Origin of the sequence: Shewanella sp. 4_MG-2023 (genome assembly GCF_030548015.1) — a bacterium.
Lineage (GTDB): Bacteria > Pseudomonadota > Gammaproteobacteria > Enterobacterales > Shewanellaceae > Shewanella.
This window is the reverse complement of the sequence record NZ_JAUORL010000001.1, coordinates 24,218-37,623: the sequence shown is the minus strand read 5'-3', so window position 1 is coordinate 37,623 and position 13,406 is coordinate 24,218. Positions and strand designations below refer to the sequence as shown.

The 13,406-nt window shown below is 41.9% G+C and carries 13 protein-coding genes; 6 read left to right on the top strand and 7 right to left on the bottom strand.

The window, feature by feature from the left end; translation table 11 throughout:
• The first annotated feature begins 118 nt into the window (after positions 1-118).
• Both Q4546_RS00190 and Q4546_RS00185 read left to right on the top strand, forming a co-directional pair.
• Positions 119-700, top strand: a complete 582-nt coding sequence (locus tag Q4546_RS00190; protein ID WP_303445458.1) for a hypothetical protein — start codon at positions 119-121, stop codon at positions 698-700.
• Positions 701-927: 227 nt separating this feature from the next.
• On the top strand, positions 928-2,286 hold the full coding sequence (locus Q4546_RS00185) for an amidohydrolase family protein (protein WP_303445457.1): 1,359 nt from the start codon (positions 928-930) through the stop codon (positions 2,284-2,286).
• 58 nt (positions 2,287-2,344) lie between these two features.
• Here Q4546_RS00185 and Q4546_RS00180 read toward each other — a convergent pair whose 3' ends face one another.
• The 4 genes from Q4546_RS00180 to Q4546_RS00165 form a co-directional block, all read right to left on the bottom strand.
• A complete protein-coding gene (locus Q4546_RS00180) occupies positions 2,345-4,513 on the bottom strand; it encodes a cation:dicarboxylase symporter family transporter (protein WP_303445456.1) in 2,169 nt (722 codons plus the stop codon).
• Between the two features lie 275 nt (positions 4,514-4,788).
• A complete protein-coding gene (locus Q4546_RS00175) occupies positions 4,789-5,721 on the bottom strand; it encodes a dihydroorotate oxidase (RefSeq protein WP_102439011.1) in 933 nt (310 codons plus the stop codon).
• Between the two features lie 235 nt (positions 5,722-5,956).
• Entirely contained in the window at positions 5,957-6,661 is a 705-nt protein-coding gene (locus tag Q4546_RS00170; RefSeq protein ID WP_102439169.1) for an oxidative stress defense protein, read from the bottom strand.
• Positions 6,662-6,929: 268 nt separating this feature from the next.
• The gene (locus Q4546_RS00165) at positions 6,930-8,585 is read right to left on the bottom strand and encodes an amidohydrolase (protein ID WP_102520815.1); all 1,656 of its coding nucleotides are present in this window, start codon (positions 8,583-8,585) and stop codon (positions 6,930-6,932) included.
• Between the two features lie 383 nt (positions 8,586-8,968).
• Between Q4546_RS00165 and Q4546_RS00160 the strand changes: the two genes are divergently transcribed.
• The 4 genes from Q4546_RS00160 (at position 8,969) to Q4546_RS00145 (ending at position 11,266) form a co-directional block, all read left to right on the top strand.
• Positions 8,969-9,820: a GGDEF domain-containing protein gene (locus tag Q4546_RS00160; protein ID WP_303445455.1), complete on the top strand. Its 852-nt coding sequence runs from the start codon at positions 8,969-8,971 to the stop codon at positions 9,818-9,820.
• Positions 9,821-10,048: 228 nt separating this feature from the next.
• The gene (locus tag Q4546_RS00155; RefSeq protein WP_102439005.1) at positions 10,049-10,414 is read left to right on the top strand and encodes a hypothetical protein; all 366 of its coding nucleotides are present in this window, start codon (positions 10,049-10,051) and stop codon (positions 10,412-10,414) included.
• A gap of 165 nt (positions 10,415-10,579) precedes the next feature.
• Positions 10,580-10,987 carry a ribosomal protein S18-alanine N-acetyltransferase gene (gene rimI / locus Q4546_RS00150; RefSeq protein ID WP_241901127.1) on the top strand — a complete coding sequence of 136 codons (408 nt, stop codon included), beginning with the start codon at positions 10,580-10,582 and terminating at the stop codon, positions 10,985-10,987.
• 60 nt (positions 10,988-11,047) lie between these two features.
• Entirely contained in the window at positions 11,048-11,266 is a 219-nt protein-coding gene (locus Q4546_RS00145; RefSeq protein ID WP_076543093.1) for a DUF6500 family protein, read from the top strand.
• Between the two features lie 70 nt (positions 11,267-11,336).
• Here Q4546_RS00145 and lipA read toward each other — a convergent pair whose 3' ends face one another.
• From lipA to ybeD, 3 genes are all read right to left on the bottom strand, one after another.
• Entirely contained in the window at positions 11,337-12,302 is a 966-nt protein-coding gene (gene lipA, locus Q4546_RS00140; protein ID WP_076543094.1) for a lipoyl synthase, read from the bottom strand.
• 1 nt (position 12,303) lies between these two features.
• Positions 12,304-12,954 carry a lipoyl(octanoyl) transferase LipB gene (gene lipB / locus Q4546_RS00135; RefSeq protein WP_076543095.1) on the bottom strand — a complete coding sequence of 217 codons (651 nt, stop codon included), beginning with the start codon at positions 12,952-12,954 and terminating at the stop codon, positions 12,304-12,306.
• Positions 12,955-13,056: 102 nt separating this feature from the next.
• The gene (gene ybeD, locus Q4546_RS00130; protein ID WP_076543127.1) at positions 13,057-13,323 is read right to left on the bottom strand and encodes a DUF493 family protein YbeD; all 267 of its coding nucleotides are present in this window, start codon (positions 13,321-13,323) and stop codon (positions 13,057-13,059) included.
• Between the last annotated feature and the right edge of the window lie 83 nt (positions 13,324-13,406).

Genomic DNA, 13,406 nt, shown 5'->3' with positions numbered 1-13,406 from the left:
TTTGTATTAAAGCTGTATTTTAAGCGCGTCTTAATCATCAAAGTTTGATCTTAGTTCGTTTTTTGCTCAGCGCTAGGGCGTATAAATTAATGATGGTCACTAACTTTGTGGAGGAATAATGACTCGTGCTTATAACAGCAAATTGGCGTTAATACTCAAGGTGACTTTTATTTGCTTGCTGCCCAGTGTTGGTCATGGTGCTGAGGCCATTGTGGGCGGCGTTGTGGGTTATGCCGATTATAGCGCTTCTTCTGTGGGGCTTTCTGATACTCAAGAAAGTGGCATTAATTACCAATATCGAAGTAGCATTAAACTTAACCCCAGTAATCGACTCTATGGCGCTTATTCCTATAACTCTGATGATATGAATCAACATGAAGGGATTTTAGTGTCCTATGACAAACTATTTTCTATTGACGATGCACATCATATCAATTGGTTTATTGGGGCATCGGCGGGATTAAGTGGTAACCAAATTCAACTCACCAATTTAGATAGCAGTTATCAAGACAGCAGTAGCAGTTACGTTTTTGGTGGTCAAACAGGGCTATTGTTTGATTTAGGCCATGACTTTAGTTCTGAACTTGGTTTTCGCTATTTAAAACATAACTTCAGTTCCAGTGCTGGTAACGACAACAGTTTGTCATTGTCCCTAAATGATAGCGAGCAAGTGTATTTTGGCATTGATTTTCGTTTCTAGTCCTAGGGAAAATTTACGCTTGAAAAAGTTGGATAGAAAAAAGCCCGCTCAATACTCAATTGTTCGGGCTTTTTTATGTGGTGAAATCAACTTAGCAAGGTATTAGCTATTACTTTATCATTAAATAACGGGATTAATTTGCTGCTGAAGATGTGAATAGCTTGTAAACACGCCTGTGGTTAGGCATGTTAATACTCAGGAAATTAACTCATAAGAAGCAGGGAATTATGACAAGGTTTAATTCAAGACTCACAAATGCGCTTTCTAACAAAAAGCCTTATCAAAAAGCCTATAAACTGGGATTGCTGGTGAGTTTATGCAGCACACCATTTGCGCTTCAAGCAGCAGACTTTACCGTTATCCATGCCGGGGAGTTACTTGCTGTTGCAGGTGAAAAGCCGACAACTAAGCAATCGATAGTGATTAAAGATGGTCAAATCAGCGCCATTAATAGTGGCTATATTGAGCTTCCATCCAGCCAAATAACTGAAGCAGATACCCTTGAATATATTGACCTCAAAGACAGCTTTGTCATGGCGGGTTTAATGGATATGCACGTGCATTTACAAGGGGAGTTAGGGCCCAATAATGACAGCGAAGCATTACGCATGTCAGATGCCGATGTGGCAATGAAAAGTGCTTATTTTGCAAATAAAACACTGTTAGCTGGTTTTACCACAGTAAGAGATTTAGGCGCCAAGCCTGAGCAGATTTATGCGCTTCGTGATGCGGTTAACAAAGGCTGGTTGGCAGGCCCTCGAATTATTGCCTCAGGCGGCGTCTCTGTCACTGGTGGTCATGGTGATGTGGATGGGAAAAGCCCTGACTTACTGGATATGCTAACCTCTAAAACCATTTGTGATGGTCCCTTTGATTGCCGCCGTGCTACGCGTCGAGCGATAAAATATGGCGCTGATGTGATTAAGATTACCTCTACAGGCGGCGTGTTGTCAGATACCAATACCGGCACAGGCCAGCAGATGGCCAATGACGAGTTAAAAGAAGTCATTGATGCAGCGCATGCATTAGGGCGTAAAGTCGCCAGCCATGCCCATGCGGCTGAAGGGATTAATGCGGCTCTGAGAGCAGGTGTTGATAGCATTGAACATGGCAGTTACGCCAATAAAGAATCGATTAAGCTATTTAAAAAGTCAGGGGCTTACTTAGTGCCAACCCTGTTAGCGGGTGACACTGTGGTTCAAATGGCTAAAAGTGATGGCAACTTTATGTCTGAAGCAATTAAAGCCAAAGCGATTAGGGTCGGTCATGATATGCAAAACAACTTTGGTAATGCCTATAAAGCGGGGGTTAACATTGCTTTTGGTACAGATAGCGGCGTATCACGCCACGGCGATAATGCGAAAGAGGCTGTGCTGATGAGTCAGGCGGGGATGAGCAATCAAGATATCTTAGTCAGCGCGACCATTAACGCTGCTGACCTTATTGATATGAGCGATACTCTAGGCACGCTAGCACAAGGTAAGCATGCTGACATTATTGCAATGAAAGCGAGCCCCCTTGAAAGTATTGATGCCTTACTTGATGTTCATTTTGTCATGAAATCAGGTAAAGTACATAAGCAATAACCTTGGCTAATCATTATCACCAAGGCTCCCGAAGGAGCCTTTTTAATGGATGGTTAATTTAGTCAACCCAATGCAGTACATCACGAATAATCGACCATCGCGGCACTGGTGTGGTTGCGCCTTTTCCTAGCATCCAATAATCATAAAATTGTTGCTGGTGGCCATCGACTCGGCGCAGTTTTTGCCAGTTATTAATGTAGTTTAATAGTGACTGATTAGTTTGTGCGACAGCATAAGCCACAGGATAGCGATTTTTACCTTCTAAAATGGCAATGCCGTAGCCTGGGAAGAATAATGTCCAAGCTGAACCTGCTTCAGCGCTGATCACCACCGCATCGTATTTGGGCGCTTTTTGCCTAAAGAAATCTTTATAACCGTCAATTTTAACAAAATTAATATGAGGCAGTTTTTTCTTGGCATCGGCAATTTTATCATCATGTTCAACATAGGCGATGGTGGTATTTTCCATTTCGAGAATGGACTCATCAGTTTTGAAGCTATTAACCCGATGATCTTGAGTGGCAATGGCGATGTTAAGCTCTAGCACTGGTTCGCCATAACTAAGCCTGTCCATTTGTTTGATATCCATTGACAGCCCCGACATGGCGACATCAAAATAGCCAGCCTGTAATGACGCTGCGAGCTTATCTTTTTTGAACGGGATAAACTCTACCTCGACTTTCAAGTCCTCCGCCAACTTAGTGGCCATTGCAATATCAAAGCCCACTAACTGGCCGGCATTATTGTAGTAACTAAAAGGCACATTACTGGGAATGTAACCGACTCTTAGTAAGCCACGTTGGCGAATGGAATGGACGCTGGCGATTGCTTGAGTGGGCGTTTTACCGATTTCAGGGTATTGGCGAGTCACTTTCGTGGGCACTTTGTCAGCCACTTTCATGTTGGCGATCACCTCACTGGTGATATCAGGGCTATGTATAAATAATCCCATACCTATGCGGCAAACAACAATGGTGACCGCGGTACTGGCTAAAAGCCCAACCGACATTTTAATTAATTGCGGCGGACGAATTTTCAGTGTCCCTTGGAATAAGCACACGGTTAATAGGGTGAGGGCGAATAGGTTCATTACTGCGGCAATAGAGTTGAACTTGCCTGTGATAAAGCCTGACATGACAAACAACTGAAATAGATCCGCTGGTAGCTGCACTAAGTCCAACATAAAAGGAATGGCGACATACACACTACCAAATAAAGATAATAAGCCACTAACAGACAATGATGGCATAGCGCTGATATCAACAGGAGTGCCATTAAACCAGCCAGCAAAGTAGACAAACAAGATAACGGTTAATTTACCGATATTGGGGAAGGTAAATGCAATAGGCACCAAAATCTCAATCAGGGTGACGCCATCTTCAGTTAAGTTATTATGCTCACGCATAATTTGCTTACACTCAGCAATAATTACCGGAATAACAATAAAGATATTACCTGTGGCAAAGGCGGTAACTAAACTGGCTTTACTTATGTTAACCGTCTGCCTATAAGTGATTGGCGTTAATGACGAAACTATCCAAGGTAGCACTGCAAATGTGAGCAATAAGCACAAAGCAAAGTAACTAATAAGGTAAACCTGCATACTGGCAAATTCATCAACTCCCATAGTGCCAGCTGCCGATGCTGACATGGCAAAAATACCAATAGGCAACACTTTAACCAAGCCTTGGGTGATCCGAGAAAAGGCTTCTGTGATGGTATGCATGAAGGTTAACACCAGCTTTTTATTGTCGCCCTCCATACTAATTAACGCGAGACCCAAGGCAATACTGAATACCACCATGGCAGGAACATAGCCTTCCGCCATCGACTCAAACGGGTTTGAAGGAATATAGAGCTTAAAATAATTAATCGGCTGGGCAGGTTCGATAATACTGGTGCTGAAAAACGATGCTGATTCAATAAACGGAAAAGACAATGGCATTAACGCAGTGAGAACTAAACCGACTAACCACAGCAATAACATAATGGCGCCAGCGCGGCTAAAAATTAATATGGCCGTGCTTTTTTGCAGTTTGCCTATACCGCCAATAAGCGATACCACTATGTAAGGCAATACGGTCATTTGCATTAATAAAATAACGCCATTACCGATAGCGCTAAGCCAGCCTACGGACTCGCCAAAGAATATCCCCACAGCAAAGCCGACAAACATAGCCACTAGCATTTGGGTTGAACTGGTCATCGCAAGTAATTTTTTAAACACAGTTATGTTCCATTTATTATCTGGGCTTGAGGGTAAACTCACATTAACCGTTAGCAGGCTAATGTTTTGATAATGCTACAAAGTTGTTGCTCAAGTTTAATATTAACAGTGTTAGTTTGGATTAGGGATAATTTGTACAATAAATATCTTACTGAATTTATTTATATGCAATGTTTTTGAAACGGCTAAAAAGCCACTGTAAATACAGTGGCTTTAAAGGGGAAGGGGGGAGTTTCAATACAGATATTCAGAGGCTTAATGTGCCACAGGTATCATTAAAGCGGTTTTAATTTGCCTTTAGCGTCATTAATACACTGGTAACCTTTACCGCGCATGAAGTCAGCGAGTTCTGTTTCAATACGCTCAAAGCAAGCTTCACCTTCTTTTTCAAAACAGGTCGCGATTTGTACCGCATCAGCACCGGCGAGTAGGTATTCAAAGGCATCGATTCCGGTTTTTATCCCGCCAACGCCAATGATTTGTACGTCATCATCCAGCAGTTCACGAAAGGCGCGCACATTGGCTAAACCGACAGGTTTAATATAATCACCACACAAACCACCAAAGCCGCCTTTAGGCTTGATTATGGGTTGCTCAGTGTACGGGTCGATAACTAAAGTGTTGCCGATTGAGTTAATGCAGGTGATAAATTTTACTGGATATTTTTTGATGACATTGGCTGCTGCCACAAAATGTGACATATCAAAATAAGGCGCCAGTTTAATCCCAATTGGTTTATTGCCTAGCGCTGTTAGGGCAGCGAGTGCTTTGTCAGTTTGTTCAAAGTCATAGGCGACCTGCGCTTTACCGGGGATATTAGGGCAAGAGAAGTTAACTTCAATTAGGTCAACATCACTGTTTTGAAAGGCGCTGACCATTTCAATATTATCTTCAATGCTAAAGCCTGAAATGCTTACAACAACAGGTTTACCTAATGCTTTTAATTGAGGCACCATTGCTAAATAAGCTTTATAACCTAAATTGGGTAAGCCCATCGATTGAATCGAACCTAATGGTAAATCTTTATAGCGTGGCTCAGGATTGCCTTCGCGCGCTTCCATGGTACAAGATTTAGTGACCACAGCAGCCGAATGAGATTGGGCAATCGTGTGCAGTTCATCCCAAGTGGTGCACTTGGGGCCAGAGGCATTCATTAAGTAACTGTCTAAGCTAATACCAGCAATTTCAGTGGATAAATCGATGTTCATGAAGCGTCCTCTTGGTGGAATAAACAATAAAAAAGCATGTGTAAATTGCGAGGTAGTTTATGCAGCGGGACAATAGAGGTATTGATTAAAAACAATAAATATGACAAATGTGTGATTATTTTTTAAGAGTGTTAACTAGAGCGCATAAATGCTGCTGTTCTTTATGCGCTGTTCTTTATACCACCGAGTAAGGCAGCGATGAACTGTTGCTGTTAATCGCCACTTACGTTTATAGCTATTTTAATTTGTAAATGACCTCAACACGCTCCTCGACACTGACTTGACCGTATTGATAGCTTTCGGCCGTGTCACTTTGCATTGCCGCCATACGCATCATCACAGGTTGTACCGGCTGCTGAGTTAAGTAACGGATTTTCCAAACACCATCAAGTTCACGCTCAAACCCTTGGGCCAATGATTGGGCTTTTTGTTTGGCATCTTTAATAGCGGCTTGTCTTGCTTGTTCAATCGCTGCAGTTTCGTTTGATGATTTCAAACTGATATTTTGCACCTGATTAATGCCTTCTTCTAATGCGGAATCTAAAATGTCATTAAGCTTAGGCAACTGCTTGATGGTAACAATCACTTGTCTGTTAGCGCGGTAACCCACTAACTCTTTGGGTTGTTTCGAGGGGTAATGGTATTGCGGCTGAATGCTCAAATTAGCGCTAGATATCGCATTTTTATCGACTCCAGCATCCTTGAGTCGCTTGATGAATTTAGCGACGGCTTGATCAACAGCGACTTTAGCTTGCTTAGCATCATCTTTAGTTAGGCTGACTTGAACTGAAATTACCGCCATATCAGGGGCTATTTTTAAATGGCTCGTACCAACCGTTTCAATATGTGGAAAATTATAGTCAGCAGCAATAGCATTTTGAGACAGTGAACCAAATAGTAATCCTGTTGCTAGCAAACCATTCATTAAGGTTGTTTTTATAATGCGATGTGTTGATGTTGTCATGTCGTGCTCCAAACAATAAATGAGGTTGGTAGTAACCTTGTTATAGCTATAAACGAGAGCAAATTTGAAAAGGGTTAATTTATTGAATTTTATTTTTGACGCGATAAAACCTAATTAAGAAAAGTCAGTTTTTAATAAGCACTTTTTAGGCGTTTGGCGTTTAATGCAAAATATAGGCGTAAAAAAGCCTAGTTAAATTAATCGCTAGGCTTTTAGGTTAGGCATATTAAAAATGATTGCGGCGTTATTCTACTCGCTCACCATCAACCCAAGTTTCCAGCACCTTAGTTTTCCAAATATCTTCAGGGTTAATAGCAAAGATATCTTTATCAATCAGAATAAAATCTGCTTTACGCTTAGGGACAAGTTGGCCAATCATTTGCTCTTGATGGGCGGCAAAAGCGGCGTGGGTGGTAAATGTGGCTAATGCTTCGGTTAAATTCATGCTTTCGCGGCGATACCAGCCATCAACAGGTTGATTGTCGTGATCTTGACGAGTTACCGAGGCGTGCAGGCCATAAAAAGGATTTGGCGACTCAATGGGGAAGTCAGAGCCTGCGGCAATAATCGTATTGGCATTAAGTAGCTTACGCCAAGCGTAGGCGCCTTTTATACGGGCATTACCAATTCGGTCTAATGCCATGTTTTTATCACTTGTGGCATGGGTTGCTTGCATTGATGCGATAACATTGAGTTGCGCAAAACGTGGAATATCGGCTAATTGCAACACTTGGGCATGTTCAATTCGATGGCGTAAATGACGGCTGTTACTTGCGGCGATATTGGCTTGGTAGTGATCCAACACTATTTGATTGGCATTATCGCCAATGGCATGGGTATTGACCTGAAAGCCTGCATCCATCGCTTGTTGAATCGTATCGCCCAACTCTTTTTCAGAATAGAGTAATAAACCTTTATGGCCAGCTAAATCGCTATAGTCTTCAATCAATGCAGCGCCGCGACTGCCAAGGGCGCCGTCGGCGGATATTTTTACGCTGCTGATGTGTAATTTATCTGAGCCAGAAGCCATCGGTCCTGCCTGCATCATCTTGTCAAATTCAGGGTCTTGAGCATCTATCATGGCGTACACGCGAATTGGCAGTTTATCGGCATAATCAAGTGCCTGATAAGCCGCGATAGTGTCACTGCCAATACCTGCATCATGGACACTTGTTAATCCCTGCTTAGCCAGCGAAGTAAGAGCTGTTAGCAGTATTTCTTGTTGCTCGTCGATAGAAGGTTGTGGGATTTTAGTAGTGATCAGGCTCATGGCATTATCAATAAATACCCCTGTCGGCTGACCATCAGCATATTTGATAATTTCACCACCTTCAGGGCTGGTGGTGGCAGAGCTAATACCAGCGATTTTCATCGCAGCGCTATTTGCCCAGCCAGCATGGCCATCAATGCGAACTAACCATACAGGGGTATCGGGAAAGACTTTATCCAGTGATGCAGCCACGGGAAAGTTTTGTTGTGGCCATAACACTTGGTTCCAGCCGCGTCCTTGTATCCATTGCATTGTTGGTTGTAATTGCCTAAATGCTACAACAGTTTCAACGGCTTGTTGTTCAGTCACGCTGCCACGTAACTGGGCTCGCATCAGGCTTAATCCATAGCTTAAAACATGACCATGCGCATCGATAAGGCCTGGTAGTAAGGTTTTGCCTTGTCCATCAATTCTTACAATACTGGTGTTAGTACTGTAGGGAAGATGTTCATTTTCAAGGTAGATTTTTTCAATGACATCGCCGTTAAATTGTAATGCCTTAAACTCAACTAATTTACCATTACTGACAGTGTAGCCATTGATATTATTGATAAGTTTACTTTGGGCAAGGCTTGTTAACGGGGGAAGGCAAAGGCAAGTAAGTAATAGTAATTTATAGTTCTTAAGCATGATTAAACCGGTCCATGTTCTTATTATTTGTGTTTTTAGCGTATCTTAAATACAAAATGCCACACTGTTACCAAAATGTTAACTGCTTTGTTTTGAAAAGAGACCTTTGACTCTAGGGCTGTAGCACTTTGGTGGTTAATATTCATCTCGAAAGCGCAATGCTCCCTCTTTATTTAGTAGGCCGTTGGCTAAACCTTGAATATCGATGGTTGCGATGAACTGGTATACTTTAAATTATGTAATAGGTTAATATATAACAATATTTATATTAATTAACCTTATCGGTTTCAGTGAATTCCAACGCCAATGTCTTTTATGGCAAAGAGCTTCGAGAACTGAATAAAATGAATCGAATGTGATTTTGACAACTGTTTGGGTGTGCTATGGATTATGTTGCTTTATTTTTGGTGCTGGTTGGAAGCATCGGGCTGGTGTTATCGTTACGCCCAGCTTATGTCATCTGTGCTTATTCTCAGTTTAGTAATAAAGGCTGGTTGACGCTGTTATTGTTAATTGGATTATTTATTGTCAGTTACCTCAGTTATTTATCTTTATTATTTAGCTCTACCAGTGAGATTGATTTTATACAATTAGTGGTGGCTGGTATTTTCTTCGCTGGCGGCGGTTTTGTGTACTTGGTGACGAACCTAAGTAAGCAAACAATTATGGATATTGATGTGTTATTGCAGCAAAAGCACCATCAAGCGAACCATGATTTGTTAACCACATTAGCCAATCGTCAGCACTTTTATCGCCATATGGATCAAATGTTAGCGCTAAAAAGTGAAGGTTTTTATTGCTTAATGTTAGACATTAACAATTTTAAAATGATTAATGACACGTTTGGGCATCCAGAAGGGGACCGAATTTTAACAGTGATTGCCCAGCGGATCTTGCAAGTCGTACCTGAAAATAGCTTAACGGCCCGTATTGGCGGTGATGAATTTGCGATTATTATTCCTGATACCGCCACTCTGAATATTTCTGATGTGGCGAAAGATATTGAAACTGCACTATTAATTGACATTCCTTGTGCTGGACATTTGATTGTCATTGCCGCCAGTATTGGAATTTCTCAGTATCCAGAGGATGGGCAAGATAGCAAAACCTTAATTAAGTATGCCGATATCGCCATGTATCACGCAAAAAAGAATGAAATGCCCCATCAGTATTATCAATCTCATCTACCGACAACCACACTACCTGAATCTGTTTTAGATGTTGAAAAGAGTTAAGGGATCATTATTCTTAAAACTAGAATCGCGAGTGGTGAATATCGCTCATTCTGAAGAACCTAGGGCTCCTATTAACCAGATATGTATTTACCAAGGTTTTTAAATTATTGCGGTTTTTTGTTGTTAAGGCTTTAATTGGATTAAATCTACCCGCTCAAGCTGATTTGCTCTCACATTGTGGTTAATGAACTGCTATTCTAGTGACGAGATCATTGATAGAGAATTACTATGGAAAAATCAGCTTTTTTAGATGCCATGGGCGTAACCCGTTGGCGCAGCGCTGATAGCCAAGGCAAGCCGTATTTAATTATTCATGATGACGGTGATGATATTAGCCAGCATAGTTTGGTTAAAAGCGTGTTGTCGCTATTACATATTGATGAGTCACAATGTGAGTTTGATACTGAAATGGTCAAAGGCATGCAGGTGATTTGGGATATGCGCAAAATGCGCGTCCGTCCACGAGTGGCTTGGATTATTACCGATCCTATTGAGGCGTTATTGCAAGGCCATCAAGGTAAGAGAGACCTGTGGCAACAGCTTGGTTTGCAGCTTGATAAAACGGCTTCGATTGATACAGATAAGTCAGCTTAGAATTTAGTTACTGACATTGACGATATAAAACAGTGATTATTTAAAGCTTCGATTATTTAAAGCTTCGATTATTCAAACTTCCACTATTGAAGAAACCTTATGACTTCAGCTTCTCCTCAAACAAGTTTAACAATTTCGTTATTATCTCCTGAAAACACAGCTGCAATGTTTGAAATTGAGTCTGCTGCACATTCTCACCCTTGGAGTTTAGCAAGCTTAGAAGACTGTTTTGGCCGCTTATATCGCGTTTATGGAGTCTTTGATAAAGATGAGCTTATTGGTTTTGCCATTGTGCAGCAAATTGTCGATGAGCTGACGTTATTAGATATTTGTATTGCGCCGAATCAACAAGGAAAGGGTCTAGGAAAGCAGCTACTTAATCATGTTATCTATGATGCTAAAGTGAAACAGGCAGTGGTGGTGATGTTGGAGGTTCGACAGTCTAATCTTGCTGCAATTGGCTTGTATAATACATTAGGTTTTGTTGAAGCAGGTCGCCGCACGGGTTATTACCCAAGCGTAACTGGCCGTGAAGATGCTATCTTGATGGATTACAGGTTATTGCCAGAATAAATGACTGAATGAATCATATGCTGAGTAAATTAATATTGTTAAACCAATAAAGAGCGTTAAATGAGAGAGTCGTTAAGAGCCAAAATAATCCAAGTGTGCGATAAAAAAATTGCCGCCAAAGGCGATAATGTTGGTTTATCATTTTATGCCTTTTTTGCCAATAAGAACGATGACCCGATATTATTGATGGAAGCTGCGACTTGGTGGATTGAAACTCATCAACTTGATCATTTCGTTAAAGCCCATGTGATTAAAGCAATGGTTCAAGCTGGTAAGTAATACTATTAATAACAGACATTAAAAACGGCGCTCTAGGCGCCGTTTTAGTCTCTTAGGAAGCAAATAAAGCTTACTTCACTTCTTTACCTTGCGCTTGTAAATCCGCATGGTAGCTTGAACGTACAAGCGGGCCACAGGCTGCATGGGTAAAGCCAATCTCGTCAGCTAATGCTTTTAGCTCATCAAACTCTGCTGGTGGCACGTAACGCTCAACCGGTAAGTGGAACTTACTTGGTTGTAAGTATTGACCTAAGGTTAACATCTCGACGTTATGAGCACGTAAATCACGTAATACATCGGCGATTTCTTCGTTTGACTCCCCTAAGCCCATCATTAAACCTGACTTAGTTGGAACATCAGGGTGACGGTCTTTAAAGCGTTTTAGTAAATCCAATGACCACTGGTAATTTGCCCCAGGGCGCGCTTTACGGTAATGCATTGGCGCTGTTTCAAGGTTGTGGTTGAACACATCTGGTGGCTCAGTGGCTAAAATATCTAAAGCGGCGTCAATACGGCCACGGAAATCAGGCACTAAAATTTCAATTTTAATTTCAGGATTTAAGATGCGGATTTCACGAATACAATCAGCAAAGTGCTGTGCGCCGCCGTCACGTAAATCATCACGATCTACAGAGGTGATCACCACATATTTAAGCTTCATATCTTGAATGGTTTGCGCGAGTTTCTTAGGCTCAGCTGCATCAGGCTTTAGTGGACGGCCGTGGGCAACATCACAAAAAGGGCAACGACGAGTACAAATCGCCCCTAAGATCATAAAGGTGGCAGTACCGTGGTTAAAGCATTCAGCAAGGTTAGGGCATGAGGCTTCTTCACATACTGAGTGCAAACCGTTTTTACGCAGTGCTGATTTTATATCAGTAATTCGCTGGTTTGATGCAGGGAGTTTTACTCTTAACCAATCTGGTTTACGCAACATGGTTTCACGTTCAGATGGAACCACTTTAACAGGGATACGCGCGACTTTTTCAGCATCACGCAATTTAACACCGGGTTGTAATCTTTCAGGCCTATTCATTTTATTCTGCTAATCCTTGATGATGTACAAGTTCTTGGTAGCCTAATACTTGGCTTAATGTTTGAATCAGTTTATCGCCAGCTTCAGTCACGGTTTGTGGGCCGCCTAAGGCTTTGCATTGCACCATTTCAAGTCCGGCATAACCACAAGGATTAATGCGCAGAAATGGTGCTAAATCCATATCGACGTTGAGGGCAAGGCCATGAAAAGAGCAGCCTTTACGAATGCGTAACCCTAATGACGCGAGTTTTCGCTCGTCAACATAGACACCGGGTGCATCTGCTTTGGCGTAAGCATTGACATCGTACATGGCGAGCATATCAACGATGCTTTGCTCGATATTATTCACTAATTGTCTCACACCGAGTTTACTTCTTTTTATGTCAATGAGTGGATAGACAACCAGTTGGCCGGGGCCGTGATAAGTGACTTGTCCGCCGCGATCCACTTGGATCACTGGGATATCGCCAGGATTGAGAATGTGTTCACTTTTGCCTGCTTGGCCTTGGGTGAATACCGGTGAATGTTCAACTATCCATAGCTCGTCGTTGCTGTCACTGTCGCGATTGTCAGTGTAACTTTGCATGGCATGCCAGACCGACTCGTAATCTTGGCGGCCAAGATGCCTGATATGTAACGTCTGAGTTTGCAAGGGCAAGCTCTCCCTCAAAAAAGTTGGCTTATTATACGCACCTATCACTGAAATAACATCAAAGTGATAGGTGGATCACGTTTTATACCATTTTGAGCGGTGTTAAAGTACGCGGTTTACACCTTCAATTGCAGCAAGATCTGTATAAACTTGCTCAATATGTTCTTTACTGGTAACAGTAATACGAATTGATACTGCGTAGTAGGTGCCTTTGCTTGATGCTTTGACTGTTGGCGCATAATCGCCAGGTGCGAGTTTTTGCGCTACAGCAACGATGCGATCAGCTAAGGTATCGTCAGCATTACCGATGACTTTGAATGGGCATGAATTTGGAAAATCCATTAGTTCGCCAAAGTTTGTTTCTAACATGTGTTTGCTCTCTACGGTTGAATGCGCCTGTTTGTAGATATTACAGCAGGTACAGTTGAAGCTGTTATCACTTCTATATGGGG